This window comes from Vibrio sp. VP6, from assembly GCF_028823755.1.
GTDB lineage: Bacteria > Pseudomonadota > Gammaproteobacteria > Enterobacterales > Vibrionaceae > Vibrio > Vibrio parahaemolyticus.
Genome location: NZ_JAPEID010000007.1, coordinates 109,841 through 131,481, shown reverse-complemented (window position 1 = coordinate 131,481; position 21,641 = coordinate 109,841). Strand labels below are relative to the sequence as shown.

At 45.2% G+C, this 21,641-nt stretch carries 17 protein-coding genes; 14 read left to right on the top strand and 3 right to left on the bottom strand.

Annotated features, from left to right (window positions below; translation table 11 throughout):
- The first annotated feature begins 72 nt into the window (after nt 1–72).
- The 5 genes from OU793_RS07040 (at nt 73) to OU793_RS07020 (ending at nt 5,160) form a co-directional block, all read left to right on the top strand.
- Nucleotides 73–687: a YfgM family protein gene (locus OU793_RS07040; protein ID WP_005460236.1), complete on the top strand. Its 615-nt coding sequence runs from the start codon at nt 73–75 to the stop codon at nt 685–687.
- Between the two features lie 15 nt (nt 688–702).
- Nucleotides 703–1,863 (top strand): outer membrane protein assembly factor BamB, encoded by a 1,161-nt coding sequence (bamB, locus tag OU793_RS07035; RefSeq protein ID WP_053047707.1) that lies wholly within the window; start codon nt 703–705, stop codon nt 1,861–1,863.
- A 167-nt stretch (nt 1,864–2,030) separates the two neighbouring features.
- Nucleotides 2,031–3,527, top strand: coding sequence for a ribosome biogenesis GTPase Der (gene der / locus OU793_RS07030; protein ID WP_140103805.1), 1,497 nt, complete (start codon nt 2,031–2,033; stop codon nt 3,525–3,527).
- 233 nt (nt 3,528–3,760) lie between these two features.
- Nucleotides 3,761–4,642: an alanyl-tRNA editing protein gene (locus OU793_RS07025; protein ID WP_140103806.1), complete on the top strand. Its 882-nt coding sequence runs from the start codon at nt 3,761–3,763 to the stop codon at nt 4,640–4,642.
- A gap of 293 nt (nt 4,643–4,935) precedes the next feature.
- Entirely contained in the window at nt 4,936–5,160 is a 225-nt protein-coding gene (locus tag OU793_RS07020; RefSeq protein WP_140103804.1) for a zinc ribbon domain-containing protein, read from the top strand.
- A gap of 21 nt (nt 5,161–5,181) precedes the next feature.
- Here OU793_RS07020 and xseA read toward each other — a convergent pair whose 3' ends face one another.
- On the bottom strand, nt 5,182–6,513 hold the full coding sequence (xseA, locus tag OU793_RS07015; RefSeq protein WP_053301638.1) for an exodeoxyribonuclease VII large subunit: 1,332 nt from the start codon (nt 6,511–6,513) through the stop codon (nt 5,182–5,184).
- A 232-nt stretch (nt 6,514–6,745) separates the two neighbouring features.
- Here xseA and guaB point away from each other — a divergent pair, with 232 nt between their 5' ends.
- The 6 genes from guaB to OU793_RS06985 all read left to right on the top strand — a co-directional run bounded on the left by guaB (nt 6,746) and on the right by OU793_RS06985 (nt 15,396).
- Nucleotides 6,746–8,212 carry an IMP dehydrogenase gene (gene guaB, locus OU793_RS07010; RefSeq protein WP_005460229.1) on the top strand — a complete coding sequence of 489 codons (1,467 nt, stop codon included), beginning with the start codon at nt 6,746–6,748 and terminating at the stop codon, nt 8,210–8,212.
- Nucleotides 8,213–8,310: 98 nt separating this feature from the next.
- Nucleotides 8,311–9,864, top strand: coding sequence for a glutamine-hydrolyzing GMP synthase (guaA, locus tag OU793_RS07005; RefSeq protein ID WP_005460250.1), 1,554 nt, complete (start codon nt 8,311–8,313; stop codon nt 9,862–9,864).
- Nucleotides 9,865–10,029: 165 nt separating this feature from the next.
- Complete coding sequence (locus tag OU793_RS07000) at nt 10,030–11,550, top strand: Na+/H+ antiporter NhaC family protein (RefSeq protein WP_031381100.1); 1,521 nt, start codon at nt 10,030–10,032, stop codon at nt 11,548–11,550.
- 214 nt (nt 11,551–11,764) lie between these two features.
- Nucleotides 11,765–13,468, top strand: a complete 1,704-nt coding sequence (locus OU793_RS06995; RefSeq protein WP_140103803.1) for a chitinase — start codon at nt 11,765–11,767, stop codon at nt 13,466–13,468.
- 171 nt (nt 13,469–13,639) lie between these two features.
- Entirely contained in the window at nt 13,640–14,230 is a 591-nt protein-coding gene (locus OU793_RS06990; protein WP_005460258.1) for a GPR1/FUN34/YaaH family transporter, read from the top strand.
- Between the two features lie 185 nt (nt 14,231–14,415).
- Nucleotides 14,416–15,396, top strand: coding sequence for an HAD family phosphatase (locus OU793_RS06985; RefSeq protein WP_017448843.1), 981 nt, complete (start codon nt 14,416–14,418; stop codon nt 15,394–15,396).
- 104 nt (nt 15,397–15,500) lie between these two features.
- On the opposite strand, the gene OU793_RS06980 is transcribed toward OU793_RS06985, so the two are convergent.
- Complete coding sequence (locus OU793_RS06980) at nt 15,501–17,048, bottom strand: sodium:alanine symporter family protein (protein WP_005464242.1); 1,548 nt, start codon at nt 17,046–17,048, stop codon at nt 15,501–15,503.
- A 304-nt stretch (nt 17,049–17,352) separates the two neighbouring features.
- Nucleotides 17,353–18,609 (bottom strand): D-amino acid dehydrogenase, encoded by a 1,257-nt coding sequence (locus tag OU793_RS06975; RefSeq protein WP_140103802.1) that lies wholly within the window; start codon nt 18,607–18,609, stop codon nt 17,353–17,355.
- Between the two features lie 107 nt (nt 18,610–18,716).
- On the opposite strand from OU793_RS06975, the gene OU793_RS06970 reads away from it, so the two are divergent.
- From OU793_RS06970 to OU793_RS06960, 3 genes are all read left to right on the top strand, one after another.
- On the top strand, nt 18,717–19,637 hold the full coding sequence (locus OU793_RS06970) for a LysR substrate-binding domain-containing protein (protein ID WP_180793918.1): 921 nt from the start codon (nt 18,717–18,719) through the stop codon (nt 19,635–19,637).
- Nucleotides 19,638–19,789: 152 nt separating this feature from the next.
- Complete coding sequence (locus OU793_RS06965; protein ID WP_017448840.1) at nt 19,790–20,356, top strand: DUF6795 domain-containing protein; 567 nt, start codon at nt 19,790–19,792, stop codon at nt 20,354–20,356.
- 20 nt (nt 20,357–20,376) lie between these two features.
- Entirely contained in the window at nt 20,377–21,513 is a 1,137-nt protein-coding gene (locus OU793_RS06960) for a lipase family protein (protein ID WP_005464246.1), read from the top strand.
- The last annotated feature ends 128 nt before the right edge of the window (nt 21,514–21,641 follow it).

The window sequence follows — 21,641 nt, the reverse complement described above, 5'->3', positions numbered from 1 at the left end:
AATCGGAGCCTTTCGACGAAATAGGAGCAATGGCAGCTTTGCTGCCATTTACATGTTTTAAGAGGACAGGAAGTGGAACTTTACGATACTGAAGAACAACAAGTTGAAGCTATTAAAGACTGGTGGAAGGAAAACGGTAAAGCCGTCATCATCGGTGCTGTTGTTGGCTTAGGTGGTCTATTTGGCTGGCGTTACTACCAGGATACTGTGATTCAGGCGAGTGAAACAGCTTCGCAAAGCTACACAACCGCAATGAATACGCTGCAAGAAAAAGGCGTAGATGCGCAATCAGATGTGCAAGCTTTTATCGAATCGAACGAAGTTAAAGAATATTCAGTATTGGCTGCTCTGCAACTAGCAAAAGCACAAGTCGAAGCGAAAGACTTTGCTGCTGCTCTTGAGCAACTTAAATGGGCTCAAAGCAATACGAAAGATGCTGCATTATCTCCACTAATTAGCTACCGCATCGCTCGTATCGAGACAGAAATGGGTAACTTTGATGCTGCAAACACTGAGCTAGGCAAAGTGACAGATACCGCATGGGCTGGTCGCATTGCTGAATTGCGTGGTGATATTGCACTTCGTCAAGGTGACAAAGATGCAGCTTACGCGGCTTACACAGAAGCGCAGCAAGCAGCAGATGCAAGCCCAACACTGCAAATGAAATTGGACGACTTGGCGAAATAATAAGGACCGCATTGGATGAAAAGAGTCTTTAAGAAAGCCTTGTTAGGGGCATTAACGGTGGGCATCCTGGCTGGTTGTGCTGGCGAGGAAGATACCATCGTTATGGCACCACTACCGCAGGTAGATAGTCAGTTTACGACCAAGAGTGAATGGAGCACATCGATTGGTGATGGTGTTGGTCATTACTTCTCAAAGCTTTCTCCTGTCTACGCAAACGACATGTTGTTTGTCGCGAGCCGTGATGGTTTGGTGAAAGCGCTTGATCCAGAAAATGGTAAGCAATTATGGCAAACCGATCTGGAAGAAGACGTGATTGCTCGTCTGTCTGGCGGTATTACTGCGGCGTACGAACATCTTTACATCGGTTCTGAAAATGGTGAAGTGATTGCACTAAGCCAAGAAACTGGTGAAATCATTTGGCGCATTAAAGTAGGTGGTGAAGTTCTGGCGAAACCCGTTGCGGATTCAGGCTTGATCATCGTAAATACCAGCCGTGGTATGTTGATTGCTTTGGATGAAAACTCTGGTGAGCAGCGCTGGGCACTAAGTACTGAAGTTCCAAACCTGACACTACGCGGAGACAGCACTCCATTTGCGATTGGTGGTGGTGTTTTCTGGGGTACGGCAAATGGTCGACTAGCCGCAGCGATTGTGGAGCGTGGTCAGCTTATTTGGCAACAACCAGTAGGCACACCGAAAGGCGCTACGGAAATTGACCGTCTGGTTGACGTTGACTCTTCTCCTATTGTACTGGGCGGAACTCTTTTCACCATTGGATACAATGGTCAGTTGATCGCTATTGATTTGCGTTCGGCTAACCCAATCTGGAAGCGTAATTATTCGTCAGCGAACGATATCGCAACGGACGGCAGTCGTATCTTTGTGATCACCGAAAAAGATCACGTGGTCGCGGTTGATGCTCGAAGCGGTACTGAACTTTGGGAAAATAGCCTATTAGAACACCGTCAGTTAACTGCGCCAGTTATCGTCGGTAACTATTTAGTTTTAGGTGATACCCTAGGTTACCTGCACTGGTTAGATCGTTCGACGGGTGAGTTCGTAGCTCAACAATTCGTTGATGACAGTGGTTTTGCGGTTGGTCCGACTCTATTGTCTGATGGTTATGTCATTACAACTCGCAACGGCGATGTAAAGAAACTAACCATTAACGAATAATATCGTGATATAATTCACATTCGGCTCCTGGCTGGTGACAGTTAGGAGCCGTTTTGTTGTTTGAAATTTTTAACCCTGACGTGGTTATAGGTAAAAAGCTGGCTTGATTTGGCATCGGGCAAGTCGTTACCTATAACTACAGAAGAAAGATTATTGTAGAGGTTGTTATGGTACCTGTTGTTGCTCTAGTAGGGCGTCCGAACGTAGGTAAATCTACACTATTTAACCGATTGACACGCACACGTGACGCGTTGGTTGCGGACTTTCCAGGCCTAACGCGAGACCGTAAATACGGCCAAGCTCGTCTTGATGAAGAGCACGAATTCATTGTCATTGACACTGGCGGTATTGATGGCACAGAAGAAGGCGTGGAAACCAAAATGGCAGAGCAGTCGCTAGCAGCGATTGATGAAGCTGACGTCGTGCTATTCCTTGTTGACGGTCGTGCTGGTCTTACACCTGCTGATGAAGCGATTGCGGCGCATCTGCGTAAAATTGAAAAACCAGCGATGCTGGTGGTAAACAAAATTGATGGTATTGATGCTGACGCTGCGTGTGCTGATTTCTGGCAGCTTGGTGTTGATGGCATGTACCAAATCGCGGCTGCACACGGTCGTGGTGTTACAGCATTGCTTGAGCGTGCGCTAGCTCCATTCTTTGATGATTTACTAACAAGTGAATCAGAAGAAGGTGAGATTGAAGATCTGACAGAATTTGAAGACGCTGACATTGCACCAGATGAATACACCGAAGAAGAAGCGGAAGCGGAGTTCCAACGTCTACAAGAACAGCCAATCAAACTGGCAATCATTGGTCGTCCAAACGTTGGTAAGTCGACGTTAACCAACCGTATTCTTGGTGAAGAACGTGTTGTGGTATACGACATGCCAGGCACAACTCGTGACTCAATCTACATTCCTATGGAACGTGATGGCCGTGAGTATGTAATCATTGATACTGCGGGTGTACGTCGTCGTGGTCGTATTAACGAAACGGTTGAGAAATTCTCTGTTGTTAAAACCTTGAAAGCCGTTGAAGACGCAAACGTAGTGCTATTGGTTATCGACGCACGTGAAAACATCTCTGACCAAGACTTGAGCCTGCTAGGTTTTGCATTGAACGCTGGTCGTTCAATCGTACTAGCGGTAAACAAGTGGGATGGTCTAGATAACGAAGTAAAAGAGAACGTGAAGAAAGAGCTAGACCGCCGCCTAGGTTTCGTTGACTTTGCTCGCATTCACTTTATTTCTGCACTGCACGGTACTGGTGTTGGTCACTTGTTTGAGTCTATCCAAGAAGCGTACAAGTCGGCAACGACACGTGTTGGTACCTCTGTTTTGACTCGTATCATGAAGATGGCGACTGATGATCACCAACCACCAATGGTTCGTGGCCGTCGTATCAAGCTAAAATACGCGCACGCAGGTGGTTACAACCCACCAATCGTCGTGATTCACGGTAACATGGTTCGTGAACTTCCGGATTCATACAAGCGTTACTTGATGAACTACTTCCGCAAGTCACTGGAAATTATGGGTACGCCAATTCGTATCAACTTCCAGAATAGCGAAAACCCGTTTGAGAATCGTGCGAACAAGCTAACCTTGTCTCAAGAGCGTAAGCGTAAACGTATGATGTCTGTGGTTAAAAACCGCAAAAAATAATTTAAGTATTTGAAGATACCCAAGTTTTTACTTGGGTATTTTTTTATCTGTTTTTTGCAACCTCTAAAAGTGATGTGAGATGTGTCCTTTTCTAAACCTTACTTTCATCATTATCACAATGTTCTTCTGCGCGGTTTTCCTCTAGTGATATTAGTGATGACGTGCAGATTCCTGTATCTTCAAATGTTCAGCACAAAACCTTAACTTCTTACATTCACAAAGATAAGCAAAGCATGACGATTACCGCGACACAAACCCGTTTCTGCCATCAAACTTGGCAGTTGGACGCTCAGATTCAACTCGTTCAAAACCACAATGAAGTGACCTACGTAGTCACCGACGTGACTCCGTTTCATCCCGTTAGCCATATCTGGCCTGATCATCCCGCGGATAAAGGCATCTTAGTATTTAATGATCAACAATTTGAAGTGATTGATTGTCAAGTTGGTGCCATTGAAGTGGCAACCGGAGAGCTATTTTTTGGAGCGGCAATCCCTGTAAAGCGCGATACAGAAGGCTGGTTATTTGTTGTCGTACATGTATTAGCGCTTGTTGACACTCTATCTCAAGGTACACGAGTGACGCTGAAAGTGGATAAAGAGTACCAACAAGCATTGAGTCGTGGACACAGTGCAGGTCATCTCGCCTACTTAGCCCTGAACAAAGTCCTCGCTGCCAGTTACTGGCGTAAAGATGCTGATCGTAAAGACCCACATGGCAACTATGATTTTAATAGTTATGCCCAAGAAGCCAGCTTTGTAACACCAGACAAGTGCCTAGATACTTACCGTTTAGGTAAAACACTCCGTAAAAGAGGCCTAAACAGCGCAGAAATGCTGTCAGACTTAGAGAAAATAGAGAGTCAGGTGAATGCACAATTGAAGCTTTGGCTGGAAAGAGACGCGGCGATCATTATGGACTGCCATGGTGACAACTTGACCGATTCTCGTTATTGGAAATGTGACTTGGGAGAGGGAGAATTGGCCGTGATCCCTTGTGGAGGAACGCACGCAGAGCATTTGAGTGACTTTGGCTCGATACACGTCAAGTTGGTCGAAATGGATTCACAAACGATTGAAATGCACACCGATGTAATAGCTTGCTTTTCCAATTAGATCTTTTTATTAAATTCTGTTTTTTCTTTTTTTGAATTTAATTTTGGTGTTTTGTGCTTCTTTAAATTGGAATGCAGAATATGTAACTTATGCTTTCGGTGTGTGGTTATATAAATATTCTTTTAGAGGGTGATCGCTGATCAAATGGTAAATATCCGATGATCAGAATAAGATCTTTCTTAAAGTAAGCTTCTCGTGAAGTAAACCCATTACCTTGCATACGGTGATATACATCAAGGTTAGCGGTTAGAAAATGTGAATACTGGAGCGAGTGAAACAGTATGGTGAGAGATATGCAACAGAACAAATGTCCAGATTGCGAAGTAGAACTAGAATGGACTGGCCGATACCATTGTGGCCAATGTGAATCCGATTTCAAAAAAGTAGGTTTTTGTCCGGACTGTGGTGCTGAGTTAGAAAAGCTTCAGGCTTGTGGGGCTGCGAATTATTTCTGCAATACCTGTAATGAACTCAAATCCAAATCTCGTGTGCGATTTGAGTTTCAAAAAATCAGCTGATTAAGCTCATTTTAAAGTCGGCTAACTAACGGTAGAGTGAATCTCACCATTAGCCAAACGGGTGACTAAAAGGTCGCCCGTTTTTACATCATCTGCGCTTGTAACGACCTTACCTTGCTCCGTTTGCGTGATGGAGTAACCACGCTTGAGTGTCGCTAGGGGACTGACGGTATCTAACTTTTCTGCCGCAATCGCTAACTGATGACGCATCGTCAGTAGTTTTCGATCCATTGCGTCCAATAGCTTGTGCTCAATACGTTCAAGTCTCGACTTTTGTTGTGCTAAGTGTTTAACAGGAGAGTTTAATTGCAGACGGTGGTGTTTACGCTCAACGGCTTGTTGACGTGTATCGATGAAGCGCTGCATAGCTCTACGCAAACGCATATCCAGCTCATCGAGTTGCTGTGACTGACGCTGCAACTGATAACTTGGATGTTGGCGTTCTAAGCGATGCAGAAGTTGCGCAGATTGCTGTTTTTGCTGTGCTAAGTAGTAGCGCATCGCACTAGCTAGTTTATGCTGTTTCGCGACAAGCGATTGATCTTTATGGCTATTGTCACGGCTAACCAGTTCAGCGGCAGCTGATGGAGTAGGAGCTCGCACATCGGCAACAAAATCGGCAATCGTCATGTCGACTTCATGGCCCACAGCACTAATGATCGGGATTTGACTTGCAGCAATAGTGCGAGCAAGGATCTCATTGTTAAAGCACCATAAGTCTTCTAGAGAGCCGCCGCCACGACCAACAATCAATACATCACATTCATTTCGGCTATTCGCACGACCGATTGCTTGGGCAATTTGAATGGCTGCGTCATCACCTTGGACCATGGTCGGATAAATCACCACGGGTAGGGAAGGATCACGGCGTTTTAAAACGTCCAATATGTCGTAAAGCGCAGCACCTGTTTTAGAAGTGATGATACCAACACGCTTTGGATGCTCTGGTAGTGGCAGTTTGTTGGTTTGAGCGAACAAACCTTCCGCTGCCAACTTCATCTTAAGCTCTTCAAACTCTTGTTGCAGACGACCATCGCCTTCAGGCTGCATGCTTTCGATGATCAATTGGTAGTCACCACGTGGCTCATACAGAGACAGACGGGCTTTAACTAAAACTTGATTGCCGTTTGCAGGTTTGAAAGTAACGCGACGATTGTTACCACGGAACATGGCACATTTTACTTGAGCACGAGAATCTTTAAGGGTGAGGTACCAGTGACCGGAAACAGGAGCAGAGAAGTTGGATATCTCTCCGACAAGCCAAACGATCCCCATTTCGTTTTCAAGGAGTAAACGAACTTCTGCGTTGAGACGAGAAACAGTGAAGATGTTCTGATTGGTCTTGGAGAGCACAGCTAATCTCTTAGACGTGAGTATGGAAATTAGCGGCAATATAATACATAGCAAGGGGGTAATTGCAAGAAAAAAATTAAAAAACTTGTAGTCAAGCGATTGCGTTGAACGTATAATCCCTCCGCAATATCTAATCCAAATGTAACTTGTTACCTAAAACTAGTTACCCTCATTATGCGAAACGATGAGATTGGATTGTTCTTTTTACTCCTCTAATTGTGAGATATTGCAAATGCTAAGAATTGCCAAAGAAGCGCTGACATTCGATGACGTACTACTTGTGCCAGCACACTCCACCGTTCTCCCAAACACAGCTGATCTTCGCACTCAGTTGACGAAAAACATCAGTCTGAACATCCCTATGATTTCTGCGTCGATGGACACCGTGACGGAAGCCCGTCTAGCTATCGCTCTTGCGCAGGAAGGTGGCATTGGCTTTATCCACAAGAACATGTCTATTGAGCAGCAAGCGGCAGAAGTTCGTAAAGTTAAGAAGTTCGAAGCTGGTGTGGTAACAGACCCTGTGACTGTGAATCCTGATGCAACCATCGCCGATGTAGTCGCTCTGACTGAAAAGCACGGTTTTGCAGGTTTCCCTGTAGTAACAGAGCACAACGAGCTAGTGGGTATCATCACTGGTCGTGACGTACGCTTTGTGACTGACCTATCTAAGAAAGTGTCTGCGGTAATGACGCCTAAAGAGCGTCTAGCTTCTGTAAAAGAAGGTGCAACTCGTGAAGAAGTTCAAGAGAAAATGCACGAAGCACGCGTTGAAAAAGTACTGGTAGTGAACGATGAGTTCAAACTAACCGGTATGATCACTGCTAAAGACTTCCATAAAGCAGAACGTAAACCAAACGCATGTAAAGATGAGCGCGGTCGTCTACGTGTTGGCGCAGCTGTTGGTGCTGGTGCGGGTAACGAAGAACGTGTTGCTGCACTTGTAGAAGCAGGCGTTGACGTACTACTTATCGACTCTTCTCACGGTCATTCAGAAGGCGTTCTACAACGTATTCGTGACACTCGTGCAGCGTACCCAGATCTAGACATCATCGGCGGTAACGTCGCAACAGGTGCTGGCGCGAAAGCTCTTATCGAAGCTGGCGTAAGCGCAGTGAAAGTCGGTATTGGCCCTGGTTCTATCTGTACGACTCGTATCGTAACGGGTGTTGGTGTTCCTCAAATCACAGCAATCGCTGACGCGGCTGAAGTGGCTAACGAATACGGCATCCCAGTGATTGCTGACGGCGGTATCCGTTTCTCTGGCGACATCTGTAAAGCAATCGTAGCAGGCGCATCATGTGTGATGGTTGGTTCTATGTTCGCAGGTACAGAAGAAGCGCCGGGCGAAGTGATTCTTTACAACGGCCGTTCTTACAAAGCTTACCGTGGTATGGGTTCTCTAGGCGCGATGTCTCAAGGTTCTTCTGACCGTTACTTCCAATCTGATAACGCAGCAGACAAGCTTGTACCAGAAGGCATTGAAGGTCGTATCGCATACAAAGGCCGCCTAAAAGAGATCGTACACCAACAAATGGGTGGTCTACGTTCAAGCATGGGTCTAACGGGTTCTGCAACTATCGAAGACATGCGTACTAAAGCTGAATTTGTACGTATTTCTGGTGCGGGTATGCAAGAATCTCACGTACACGACGTTCAGATCACTAAGGAAGCGCCAAACTACCGTCTAGGTAACTAACAGCCTAACGTAAACGTTTGCTTTTTCCTTGAAGCATTAAGAAGAGGCGAGTACACTCGCCTCGGTTTTAATCACTTAGCCTTAAAAGACTGCTCAAAATGACTAAAAATATCCATGACCAACGTATTCTGATCTTGGACTTCGGTTCTCAGTACACTCAATTAGTTGCGCGTCGCGTACGTGAAATCGGCGTTTACTGTGAACTATGGAGCTGGGACGTAGAAGAAGCGGATATTCGCGAATTCAACCCAGATGGCATCATCCTTTCTGGTGGCCCAGAAAGCGTTACAGAAGAAAACTCTCCTCGCGCTCCTCAATATGTATTTGACTCAGGTGTTCCTGTACTTGGTGTATGTTACGGCATGCAAACCATGGCAGAACAGCTAGGTGGTAAAGTAGCGGGCTCAAACGAGCGTGAATTTGGCTACGCACAAGTAAAAGTTTCTGGCGAATCTGCGATCTTCAAAGATCTTGAAGCGACTCAAGACGTTTGGATGAGCCACGGCGACAAAGTTGTAGAAATTCCAGCAGACTTCGTAAAAGTCGGTGAGACAGACACTTGTCCTTACGCGGCAATGGCGAACGAAGAGAAGAAATACTACGGCGTTCAGTTCCACCCAGAAGTAACGCACACGAAAGGTGGCCTACAAATGCTAGAGAACTTCGTTCTTGGCGTGTGTGGCTGTGAGCGTCTATGGACCTCTGAATCTATCATCGAAGACGCTGTTGCTCGTATTAAAGAGCAAGTGGGTGACGATGAAGTGATCCTAGGTCTATCTGGTGGTGTGGATTCATCGGTTGTGGCGATGCTGGTTCACCGTGCGATTGGCGACAAGCTAACGTGTGTATTCGTGGATAACGGTTTGCTTCGTCTAAACGAAGGTCAGCAAGTAATGGATATGTTTGGCGACAAATTCGGCCTGAACATCATCAAAGTAGACGCAGAAGAGCGTTTCCTTGAAGCGTTGAAAGGCAAGTCTGACCCAGAAGAAAAACGTAAGACTATCGGCCACGTATTCGTAGACGTATTCGATGAAGAATCGAAGAAGCTGAAAAACGCAAAATGGCTTGCTCAGGGTACTATCTACCCAGACGTAATCGAGTCTGCAGCATCTAAAACTGGTAAAGCACACGTGATTAAGTCACACCACAACGTGGGCGGTCTACCTGACGATATGGAAATGGGTCTAGTTGAGCCACTACGTGAGTTGTTCAAAGATGAAGTTCGTAAGATTGGTCTGGAGCTAGGTCTTCCGTACAACATGCTTTACCGTCACCCGTTCCCAGGCCCAGGTCTAGGTGTTCGCGTTCTTGGCGAGATCAAGAAAGAATACTGTGACTTGCTACGTCGTGCTGACGCTATCTTTATTGAAGAGCTTCACGCAGCAGATCTATACGACAAAGTATCTCAAGCGTTCACGGTATTCCTACCAGTTCGTTCTGTAGGCGTAATGGGCGACGGTCGTAAGTACGATTGGGTGGTATCACTGCGTGCAGTTGAAACTATCGACTTTATGACAGCGCATTGGGCACACCTACCATACGACTTCCTAGGTAAGGTATCTAACCGTATTATCAACGAAGTTGAAGGTATTTCACGAGTTGTTTACGACATTTCTGGTAAGCCACCAGCGACAATCGAGTGGGAATAATTTTCCTCTAGATTGTTGAGTTTACAAGAACCAGCCTCCGGGCTGGTTTTTTTGTACTTCAAATTTGTGAAGAGGTGGCTCAACTTTTTCGTGAGAAATATATACACACGCCCAAATTAAATATATATTCATTTTTATTGTTTAAATATTAAAAATGGTATTGCTATGGAACAGGCTGACGTTACCTCTCTCATTCCCATCCTTATTACTCTTTTCCTCGCGCTGACTACGAGAAATGTCGTCGTTGGTTTATTCGCCGGGGTGGTCAGTGGCGTCGCCATGCTTGAAGGGACATTTGTTGAAAAAGGACCACTAGACTCGTTTAGTGCGTTGATGAAAAGCTATCTACTGCCGCAACTTACGGATAGCTACAACGCTGGTGTGATTTTGTTATTAGTGTTTATTGGTGGTTTCGTCGCTTTAATGGAAAAGTCCGGCGGCGGTGTCGCCTTTGCTAAAAAGGTTACCCAATGGGTGGCGAGTAAATGCCAAGCTCAGATCTCGGCATGGTTTGGCGGCGTAGTTATCTTCTTCTCAGACCTTGGTACGCCCTTGATTGTTGGCCCTGTTTTTCGCCCTTTATTTGATAAGTTAAAAGTATCACGCCAAAAATTAGCTTTCATTATCGATTCTACTTCCTCTCCCGTCGCAATCTTGATTCCTTTTATCGGGTGGGGCGTTTACATCATGGGATTGATTCAAAAAGAGTTTACTGCCCTGAATGTCAGTATGAGTGACTGGGATGCTTTCATTGGTGCGATCCCGTATCAGTTTTATGCCTTTCTTGCGATCGCGATTGTGCCGATTGTCTCTTTCTTCAAGTTAGATTTCGGACCGATGGCGAAGGCTGAGCAGTTAGCAGAGCAGGGTTCCGATTTTGGGAAAGTGCAGGAGTCGATGAATGTGTTTACGCATAAAAATGCAAAATCCAGTTTTGTGTGGGCACCTTTGCTCGTTATGCTGGTGGTTCTATGTACCATCCTGGTGCCACACGGTTTTCCATTTCAAAAAGTGGCAGGCTCAACGTTTAGGGCTGCACTCTCTTCGGCGTACTTCTTCGCGGCCTTCACTCTAATTGCGCTGATGGCGTTTTATGGCGTCAGAAAGCTTTCCGATGGTATCCAAGTGTACCTCAAAGGCATGTCAAACATGATGTCTGTCGCGGTTATCTTGGTATTGGCTTGGGCGCTTAGCTCTGTTGGGAAAGAATTAGGTGCAGCTGCATATATTGCTGAACAAGCTCAAGCCGGTTTCCCGTATTGGCTATTGCCAGCCGTTGCTTTTTTGCTTGCCGGTATTATCTCGTTTGCTACGGGATCATCTTGGGGCACGTTCGCCATCATGATGCCATTAGTGATCCCAACGGCCGTTGCGATTGATGCTCCTTTGCTAGTTTGCATTGGTGCCGTGTTATCTGGCGGTTTATTTGGTGATCACTGTTCTCCAATCTCTGAAACCACGATTCTGTCGTCAACAGGAGCAGGGTGTGAACAATATGAGCACTTCCGTACACAGTTGCCTTACGCGGTGTTGAATGGCGTGATTGCACTTGGGTGCTTTCTTTTGGCAGGCGTTGCTGCCTCACCTGTGATTGTACTTGCGGCGATTGTCGCTCAGTTCGCTATTTACTATGTGCTATCAAAACAGAAGCCAACCGAGCAACTTGAGTCTGTTTCAGCAGAGTAATAGAGATAGAAATATCATCAAACGGAGGCGTAGTCAGCCTCCGCTTTTCTTTTGAGTCAAGGTAACATTTTTCTTGTGACAAAATGTGTGCAAGGACTTATTTATTCATTTTGTCTCGCAGAATGAACTCACTTCGCTCGGCGTTTTTTATATATGATCCACTATATGTCTAGTTATTCCTTGTATATTGTATTGTTAAACCCGGAGACTAGACATGTTTGCACTCAAACATCTTCCTATTGCATTGAGTTGTGTCCTAGCGGCACAAGCGAATGCAAGTATGAATATCCAGCCTGATCCGCAAAATCCGAATGGTTATGTCATTGCTCGTGGTGACGTTCAAGCTATGGAGCAAAGCAAAACCTCTGACCCTATGTATGCCATTTGGTCACAAGCACTAGAGACGCGCCCTAACTCAGTCGTTGAAGCGATTGTTCCTGGAGCGGCAACCAACCCAGAAAACGTGAAGCGTGTAGAGCGTGTGTTCCCTGAAAGTGAGTGGGACTTCCTGACTCAAATGGCAGCACCAGAATACACTTACACGCGTTTCCTACGTGCGATTGGTAAATTCCCAGCATTCTGTGGTGAGTACACTGATGGCCGTGATTCGGATGCGATTTGTAAAAAATCGATCGTGACAGCCTTTGCTCACTTTGCACAGGAAACCGGTGGTCATATTTCGATTGATAACGTATCGGATAATCCTCTTGGATTGGAAGAGTGGCAGCAAGCTTTGGTTCACGTACGTGAAATGGGCTGGTCAGAAGGTCAAGAAGGTTACACGACAGGTTGTGGTCAGAATGACTGGCAAAACAAACGTTGGCCATGTGAACCGGGACAAGGTTACTTTGGACGTGGTGCTAAACAGCTTTCTTACCACTTTAACTATGGTGCGTTCTCTGAAGTGATGTTTGATGGTGATGCATCTGTATTGCTGAAAAATCCAGGTTTGGTTGCGGATTCGTGGCTGAACTTGGCATCGGCTATCTGGTTCTTCCTAACCCCACAAGCACCTAAACCAGCAATGCTACATGTAATTGACCGTACTTGGGTTCCTTCACAACGTGAACTTGATGCAGGCATTGGTTACGGCTTCGGTACCACTATCAACGTGATCAATGGTGGTATTGAGTGTGGTGAGCAAAACAAGGATAAAGGTCAGCCTGTTAACCGTATCCGTTACTGGGAAGGTTTGGCGGCACACTACCAAATTCCAATTGAAGCTGACGAGAAGAACACTTGTTGGCAGCAAACGCCTTACGGCAGCCTAAACCTAAATGGCGCAACTGACGTGCTTTACACGAACTGGGATGGTAACTGGAAATACTACTCAGATCGCCCTGGAGGCCATTCGTTTGAATGTGAGTTGGTTGGTTTCCAAACGGCTTACTCTGCGCTAGTTGCGGGTGATTACGAGAAGTGTGTAACTAACTTCTACCAATCTCATGCGGGTTGGCCTGAAGTTCGTGTGGTTGACAAGTTAGACCCTGTAGATCCGGTCGATCCGCCTGTAGGTGGCGTGGCAGCTTGGGATTCAAGCAAAGTCTACAACACTGGTGATCAAGTTTCTTACCAAGGTGCTGTTTACGAAGCGAAATGGTGGTCACAAGGTAATGAGCCAACGAAAGGAGACCCTTGGAAGTTGGTTTCAGGCACTCCTACGGAGCCGCCAACAACGGAACCTGAACCACCTGTGACTGAACCAGAACCGCCAGTCACAGAACCAGAGCCTCCGGTCACTGAGCCAGTGCCACCAGTAACAGGTAGCTTCATTCAGTGGGAGCCAGGCGTAACTCAAGTGGCTAACGGTGATAAAGTGACGTACCAAAACAAATGCTTTGTCGCAAAAAACGGCCCTGGAGTGTGGGAAAGCCCAACGCAGAGCAACTGGTTCTGGGATGAGATTTCCTGCCAATAAATAATTTAACTCTTTATAAAGGCTCTGCTTTTTAGCAGGGTCTTTTTTTATTTGTGCTGTTGCTTATTTGTGGAATCTAAGTTTTCAATAACGGCTTTTCTCTTTTGATTGGGTGTCCATTAAAATTCGCGCGCATTTTTTATCAACATTTTTGAAAAAAGGTATTTGTACATGTCGACAAAACTGGCTAACCCAGCACCGCTAGGTCTGATGGGTTTCGGTATGACCACTATTCTGCTGAACATTCATAACGCAGGATTTTTCCCACTTGACTCTATGATTCTAGCGATGGGCATCTTTTACGGTGGCCTTAGCCAAGTAATCGTTGGCATCATGTGCTTTAAACGCGGCGACACGTTCGGGACAACTGCGTTTACTTCTTACGGTCTATTTTGGCTAACATTGGTTGGTCTAATCGTAATGCCTCACATGGGTCTTCCTGCAAGCCCAGCAAGCTTTATGGGTTGGTACCTAGCACTTTGGGGTATCTTCACTGGTTTCATGTTCATTGGTTCTCTATGTTACCCAACAGCGAAGCAGGTGGTATTTGGTTCTCTAACTATCCTGTTCTTCTTGCTTGCTGCTCGTGATTTCACTGGTAGCGAAGTTATCGGTGCTATCGCTGGCTTCGAAGGTATCTTCTGTGGCGCAAGCGCAATTTACTTCGCAATGGCGCAAGTGCTAAACAACGAATTTGGTCGTGAAGTTCTACCTGTAGGTAAAGCAAAAATCGCTCGTAAAGTTGAAGCAGTCGCAGCTTAAGCGTTAAATCGAACTCATTGAAAAAGCGGGCCAATAGGTCCGCTTTTTTATTTCATTGAATTTTATGAATCTTTTGGGCTTTCAAGTAGGAATATTCCGAATAAGACATTGTTGTGACCAAGAGCGAATTTTTTCTTCGAGAATGCTCCATTATTAAACTCCCCTATATAAAGAGTTTACAACTGATGAAAAATTACCTCTTGAATGTTTTTACGCTCGCTGTCGCGGTGATTTCATTTCCGCTTTTGGCGCAAAATAGTGACCCATTGCCTTCGTGGAACGACGGTCAAACCAAACAAGCAATTATCCAATTTGTCAGTGATGTTACTGACGCTAACTCTCCCAATTTTGTTGCTCCTCAAGATCGTATTGCCACTTTTGATAACGACGGAACGTTGTGGTCAGAAAAGCCGATGTACTTCCAAATCTTGTTTATGCTCGACCAAATTAAAGAGCAAGCGGCTAGCCACCCTGATTGGAAGACGACTAAACCATACTCACTAGTGTTAAGCGGGCAGATAGATAAGCTGAGCTTAGAAGATGTTCTAACTATGGTGCAAAAAACGCATTCAGGAATGAGCAGCGATGAGTTCACTTCTATTGTACAGGCTTGGATAAGTACGGCTAAGCACCCCGTAACGGGCCGCCCATACACCGACATGGTGTATCAACCAATGTTAGAACTGTTGGATTATCTTGATAGCAATGGCTTTAAAAACTTCATTGTGTCTGGTGGTGGCAATGCCTTTATGCGAGCTTGGGCGACGGATGTCTACAACATCCCATCCGAGCGTATCATTGGTACTCGTCTATCTACAGAGTTCGTTAATGTTGATGGTAGTTACCAAGTTAAGCGCGTACCGGGCATTGAAGTGAATAACGACAAAGCGGAAAAACCGCAGCAAATTTATCAGCACATTGGTAAGCGCCCAATAGCTTCGTTTGGCAACTCAGATGGTGACCTACAAATGCTGCAATGGACGACGTCAGGTACTGGTCCTCGTTTAGCAATGTACGTTCATCACACGGATGACCAACGTGAGTGGAAATATGACCGCACCTCTAGCATTGGTAAGCTAGATAAAGGATTGGATGAAGCGAAAGCGAAAGGTTGGTTAATCGCTGATATGAAAAACGATTGGAAGCAAGTGTATCCGACCAAGTAAGATTTCAAATCTGACTGATATAAAAAGGGGTTAACCACTGGTTAACCCCTTTGTTGTGTCCGAAGAACGGACCACTGCTTTTTCTTATTTTTAAGGAAAGAAACTTAGGTCGAAGGCTGTTCTACCGTGTCTGTTGCGGTAGTTTCAGTCGTTGGTGCTTGACCCGTTTTACGTTTGTATTTCTCTTCCCAGTAATCTGCCCCTTTGATACCTAGCGCAACTGGGTTGAACGTAAACTCTGTGACACCTTGCTTCTGTTGTTCTTCGTAGTCGGTTAGCGCTTTCAGAGCAGGCTTCGACATAAAGAAGATGATCAAGATACCCACGATGTTCAGCCAAGCCATCAAACCTACGCCAACATCACCCATCGCCCATGCTAGGTTTGCGGTTTTTACTGTACCGTAAAACACGGCTGAGATAAGTACCAGTTTTAAGATAAACATCAGACCGTTCACTTTAAAGGTACGGCGAATGTAGGCAATGTTTGTTTCTGCAATGTAGTAGTAAGCCAAGATAGTGGTGAATGCGAAGAAGAACAGTGCAACAGCGATGAACGGTTTACCAACTCCAGGTAGAGCACTTTCAATCGCCATTTGCGTGAATACTGGACCATTGGCCCCAATATCGGCTGGTAGGTTTTGCACAAGGAATGCACCTTCAACCGCACCGTGTACGTTGTACGCCCCTGTGATAAGAATCATAAACGCAGTTGCCGAACATACTAGTAGTGTATCGATGTAGATTGAGAATGATTGAACCAGACCTTGCTGTGCAGGATGATCAACGCTTGCTGCCGCTGCTGCGTGAGGGCCGGTACCTTGGCCTGCTTCATTTGAGTAAACACCACGTTTAACACCCCAACCAATGGCAGCACCAACACCAGCCATAGGAGTGAACGCGTCTCCTAGGATCATGCCGATAATGCGTGGGATTTCACCGATGTTTAGAAGAATGATAACGAAAGCGGTGATGATGTACGCCAATGCCATGAATGGCACAACGATCTGAGTGAAGTTCGCAATACGCTTTACGCCACCAAAGATGATGAAGGCAAGAATGACACAGACAACCGTACCAGTGAAAATTTTAGCAAAACTGAAGGTACCAATAGCGGTTTCGATCATGTCACCAGAGCCAAATGCTGCTTCTACCGCGTTACCAATACTGTTGGATTGAACGCCAGGAAGTAGCACACCACACGCAAAGATGGTCGAGATAGCAAAGATCCATGCGTACCATTTTTGCCCCATTGCCTTTTCGATGTAGTAAGCAGGGCCGCCACGGAATTCACCTTCATCTTCTTCTTTGTAGATTTGAGCGAGAGTGGATTCTGCATATGCTGTTGCTGCGCCAAAGAAGGCAACAACCCACATCCAGAATACGGCGCCAGGGCCACCAAAGCCGATAGCCGCAGCAACACCGGCAATGTTACCTGTACCTACACGGCCAGATAGCGAAACGGCAAGCGCCTGAAATGATGAGATCCCCTTGGTTGAACTTTTGCCCGAAAGTAGCAAGCGCCACATCTCAAAGAAATGACGAATCTGCACAAAGCGTGTCATGATCGAATAGAACAAACCCGCCCCAAGACACAGGTAGATCAGTACTGGGCTCCAGATAATTCCATTCAGAAAATCAACTAATGACTGCATGAGTATTTTCCCTGTTAGTTGTGTTTGTGGTTATTTTTCAAACAATACATTACCCTTTTTGTAATGCAATTGTTAACTTTTTTGTCTATAAATCGTTTATAGCGTGATGGTGGGCACAGAATGGCTTGATGTTGTTAAAATTTGGTTCTAGTTGATTATTGTGCGCAATTAGATGGGGAATTAATTGGTTTGATTAAATATGCAGCACGTTGTCATTTTAATGTGCTGCATATTCGATGAGTTAAAAATGCTAACTACTATGCAGTATGTGGAATAAAGGTCTGTTTGATTTTTGTGCGATTATTTACGCGTAACGAAGTAAGTTGAGCTCTGAGTTCTCCATGATTTTGGCTTTTTCACCTGTCATGATATTGGCTAATAAGTGCCCTGAACCACATGCCATTGTCCACCCTAACGTCCCATGCCCGGTATTAGTAAAGAGGTTGTCGTATGGCGTTGCACCTATGATTGGTGTGCCATCTGGCGTCATTGGGCGAAATCCTGTCCAGAATTCTGCTTGGCTGAAATCACCGCCGCTAGGGAACAAATCGCGAACCACCATCTCAATCGTGTTTTTGCGCTTTTGTGGCAAGGATGGGTCGAAACCTGCAAGTTCAGCGGTGCCAGCCACTCGTATGCGGTCATCAAATCGAGTCATAGCGACTTTGTAAGTCTCATCCATGACAGTAGAGCGCGGTGCGTATTCTTCATTTTCTATCGGTAGCGTCAGTGAATATCCTTTAACCGGATACACTGGAATATCAATATCGAGCTGCTTTAAAAGCGCAGTGGAAAAGCTACCAGAAGCAACGACAAATTGGTCTGCCTTAAACAAACCATGGTTCGTTTGGACACCTATGATCTTTTTGCCTACAGTAACCCAATTACTCACTTCGGTATTGAATTTAAACGTGACACCATGCGCTTTCGCAAGTTCTGTCAGCTGTTGGCAAAACTGAAAGCAGTCACCTGTTTCATCATCAGGCAAATACAACCCGCCTACGATTTTATCTTTAACCAGCGCTAAACCGGGTTCTTGTCGAAGGCACTGTTCAACGTCCATCAACTCAAATCGAGTACCACTTTGCTCAAGCAGCTTGAGGTCTTTTTCGATTGCGGTTAACTGTTGAGTTGTGCGGAACACTTGCAAGGTACCAAACTGGCGTCCTTGGTATTCAATCGCGTGCTCATTACGTAATTGTTCTAAGCAAGCTCGGCTGTGGTTGGCGATAGACAGCATGCGAGCTTTGTTGATTTGATAGCGAGGCAAGGTGCAGTTCGCAACCATCTTGCTTGCCCAACTGATCATGTCTGTGCTGAGCGACGGCTTTATTTTTAGTGGAGCGTGTTCTTCCATCAGCCATTTGATCGCCTTGAGCGGGATACCCGGAGCCGCCCATGGGGATGAGTAGCCATAAGAAATTTGCCCTGCATTGGCAAAGCTTGTTTCCATCGCGCTGCTTGGTTGGCGATCGATGACCGTGACTTGATAGCCTGCTTGAGATAAATACCAAGCAGAGGTTAAACCGATAACACCGCTGCCTAATACGATGACTTCCATTGAGGTACTCCACACATTTATCAGTAGCGGCTAGTTTCTTTTCTTTACCTTTTATTAACAATCGATATAAATTACATACAGCGTTTAGAAAAACTATAGGCTTAGTGATGAGAAGTAACGTGATAAGTGGTTTATGGTTGTTTAACCAAGTGGCGGCACATGCCAGTTTTACGGGGGCTGCTAAGCAACTACACCTTACGACAGGAGCTGTAAGCCAACAAATAATCCACTTAGAAGAGTCGTTAGGTTTTACTCTTTTTGAACGCCACTCTCGAGGGATCCGCCTCACCGAAAAGGGAATACAACTGCAACAAGCCACGCAGTTGCATTTCTCTGAGTTAGGCAAGTTGCTTGATGATCTGAGAGTAGAAAAGCATATCAATGAGGTTCGCTTGAAGCTCACTCCCTCATTCGCCTTTAAGTGGCTAGTGCCTAAACTCGAAAGCTTTCAACTAGAGAACCCAGAAATTCAAGTGCAGATCTTTGCGGAAGGAGCGCTAGTCAACAGCGATTTGAAAGACTATGACGTCGCCATTGACTACGGTCTTCACCCTTATCGAGACCATGATGCCGAGTTGATTCTCGATGAAAAATTGCTGCCAGTGATGAGCCCTAAATACCTTGAGGATCATCGGTGGCTAAAAACTCCTTTTGGTGATCAAACATCGTCGATGTCTGCGAATCAATGGCAAGCGGCTACGTTGTTGCACGACGCGATGCCGTGGGAAAAAGCGACACGTGACTATGAGTGGTTGTATTGGGCTTCGGCAATGGGATTGGATTTTAAAACCGATGTCGGTCACTTTTTCAATCGAACAGACATGGCGATGTCTGCGGCGGAAGCTGGAGTCGGGATCGCGATGGCGCGCATGGCGTTGATTGAGGATGAATTGACGACGAAACGTTTGGTTTCTCCATTCGCCCCAATTCCTGCCAATGCTGGGTATTACTTGATCATGAATACAAGAAGCCAGTCAACTGAGCGGTTTAGAGAGTGGATTTTGAAGCAGATTGAGTCACGACGATGATTTAAGTGTTTAAGAAATAATAAAAATAAATTTCTTAATTACATATTATCTTGAGCCACTTCCCACAAATTATCTTCACTTTATTAACTTCTCTCTCTTACTCATCTTTTTCCATATCATCCTAGAAAATAACTAATGGATAGAGAAAGGCTATGGCTAAAAAAAACTCGCTTATATTGGTCCTAGCTCTATTTTCGGTAGGAGCAAGTGCAATGTTTTGGCCGTTTAAAAAATACGATGTGGAAATGTCACCAGAAGTACGTGGTGTTATTAAGCTTGATGGTAAACCACAAGTTGGGCTAACGGTTCATCGAGAACTTTTTTATGAAGGATATAAAAAAGGAAAAACGCTAAAGGATGAAGCCCAAACCAATGAACTAGGTGAGTTTTTCTTTCCTGGCGTTACTGTTCGGTCACGAGCTCCCGGAGACATATTTGGCGGGAGTTTGAAGGTGTATCAATATGTCTGCGTTGATTGCGAGTCTGAAAAGAAAGAAGTCTGGGGGGCGTGGGTGCCAACAGAAGGCGCAGACTCATTGAGATGGATGCTGATGAATATTGACTGTGAGTTATCGAACAACAAGCAAATCCACGAAGTTGATATTTCACCAGAAAGCACAAGGCGAACTCCTGTTCATTCTGTATGTGATTGGAATAGCGAGAGAATAAATACATACGAATATGACGAAACTACTGATACCCACGTATTGAAAAAATAAAGAGTAAGGAAAAACAACTAATGAGCACTATTTCTCCATTTATGGCGAGTGAACTATGTAATATTGCATACGAAGTGAAGCACAATCTTGAACGTGTGAAACTGCCAGCTGTTGTTGATAATCACTTTGGTTTTTCAAAAGTAGCGGTAGGTACAAGTGGTGGTTTTTTCTTTCGTCCTGAAACAGGGTTTGCTCTGCTAGGAAAGGGAAAAAGTGAGCGTTATAAAAATGACCTTGTCTTAGCTTTTAGAGGTACAGCAGGATTAGCTGATGGGATTACCGACTTAACGTGTAGCGGGAAAGGAACAGATACCGGAGAGACCGTCCATTCGGGATTCCAAACTACGTTCTATTCTATGAGAAAAGGTTTAACTCGTTTTCTTCGTGATAATCCGGTAACCGCTAACGGTACTATACATTGTGTTGGACACAGTTTAGGTGGTGCATTAGCGACTCTGGTTGCTAATTGGATTTCTGCTTCTCCAGAGTTTAAAGGCAGAGTTAACTTATATACTTTTGGCTCACCAAGAGTCGGAATGAAATCTTTTTCGATCAACTCATCATCTCGAATATCGACTCACTTCCGTTGTGTCAATGGTGCGGACCCCGTAACAAAAGCGCCAGTATGGCCTTTTTATCATGTGCCTTATGATGGTTCGGAGTACATATTGAATCGTGCTCAAGGTCTTTTTCCTAGCGCACATTTTATGGCGGAGTACAGTTCTTATACACAGACTGCAACCTGGGATAGCCTTGGCTTTCAAAAGGCAAGCTCCACTTTTAAACGCGTAGTTTTAAACTATGAGAATCGACTTCAAGCCACACCTTCTGCTGATTGGGCAGATAAGATCTCGGCAGCGCTCCTTACGTTGTTAGTTGATGGTGGGGCTGCGGCGTCAGTCTTTGCCCTGCAAAATGTAGGTTCTGCTATTGCTACTATATATGACGCGATTGCTCGTTCAATCGTCAAAATTTCAGAACTCTCTAGCGAATTTTCTGAACGCGTAAAAGGTTTACTTGGCCACATGTTGGTATTTGCGGGGAAAGGTGCAAATATCGCGATCAAATTTACTTATTCCTTTATTCGTTGGGTGTTTGAATTGGTGCTAAGTAAGTTGAATCAGGCTGTTAAAGCCGCCCTCAAAACGACCTTCTGATTTTGATTAATCCTCCTTTGCTTAGGTGTGGTTTATTCTTAAATACGAAAAGTTTCCTACTTGGTTAGCGAAGCTAGTGGCGAGCAAATAGATAAAGTGCTTGGTGAGTCAGATAGAAAACAGCGGTG

What these genes read in the sequence shown, in the direction of transcription:
- bamB (WP_053047707.1), top strand. Translation starts at nt 703, where the DNA reads ATGAAAAGAGTCTTTAAGAAAGCCTTGTTAGGGGCATTAACGGTGGGC.
- der (WP_140103805.1), top strand. Translation starts at nt 2,031, where the DNA reads ATGGTACCTGTTGTTGCTCTAGTAGGGCGTCCGAACGTAGGTAAATCT.
- OU793_RS07025 (WP_140103806.1), top strand. Translation starts at nt 3,761, where the DNA reads ATGACGATTACCGCGACACAAACCCGTTTCTGCCATCAAACTTGGCAG.
- OU793_RS07020 (WP_140103804.1), top strand. Translation starts at nt 4,936, where the DNA reads ATGCAACAGAACAAATGTCCAGATTGCGAAGTAGAACTAGAATGGACT.
- guaB (WP_005460229.1), top strand. Translation starts at nt 6,746, where the DNA reads ATGCTAAGAATTGCCAAAGAAGCGCTGACATTCGATGACGTACTACTT.
- guaA (WP_005460250.1), top strand. Translation starts at nt 8,311, where the DNA reads ATGACTAAAAATATCCATGACCAACGTATTCTGATCTTGGACTTCGGT.
- OU793_RS07000 (WP_031381100.1), top strand. Translation starts at nt 10,030, where the DNA reads ATGGAACAGGCTGACGTTACCTCTCTCATTCCCATCCTTATTACTCTT.
- OU793_RS06995 (WP_140103803.1), top strand. Translation starts at nt 11,765, where the DNA reads ATGTTTGCACTCAAACATCTTCCTATTGCATTGAGTTGTGTCCTAGCG.
- OU793_RS06990 (WP_005460258.1), top strand. Translation starts at nt 13,640, where the DNA reads ATGTCGACAAAACTGGCTAACCCAGCACCGCTAGGTCTGATGGGTTTC.
- OU793_RS06985 (WP_017448843.1), top strand. Translation starts at nt 14,416, where the DNA reads ATGAAAAATTACCTCTTGAATGTTTTTACGCTCGCTGTCGCGGTGATT.
- OU793_RS06980 (WP_005464242.1), bottom strand. Translation starts at nt 17,048, where the DNA reads ATGCAGTCATTAGTTGATTTTCTGAATGGAATTATCTGGAGCCCAGTA.
- OU793_RS06975 (WP_140103802.1), bottom strand. Translation starts at nt 18,609, where the DNA reads ATGGAAGTCATCGTATTAGGCAGCGGTGTTATCGGTTTAACCTCTGCT.
- OU793_RS06970 (WP_180793918.1), top strand. Translation starts at nt 18,717, where the DNA reads ATGAGAAGTAACGTGATAAGTGGTTTATGGTTGTTTAACCAAGTGGCG.
- OU793_RS06965 (WP_017448840.1), top strand. Translation starts at nt 19,790, where the DNA reads ATGGCTAAAAAAAACTCGCTTATATTGGTCCTAGCTCTATTTTCGGTA.
- OU793_RS06960 (WP_005464246.1), top strand. Translation starts at nt 20,377, where the DNA reads ATGAGCACTATTTCTCCATTTATGGCGAGTGAACTATGTAATATTGCA.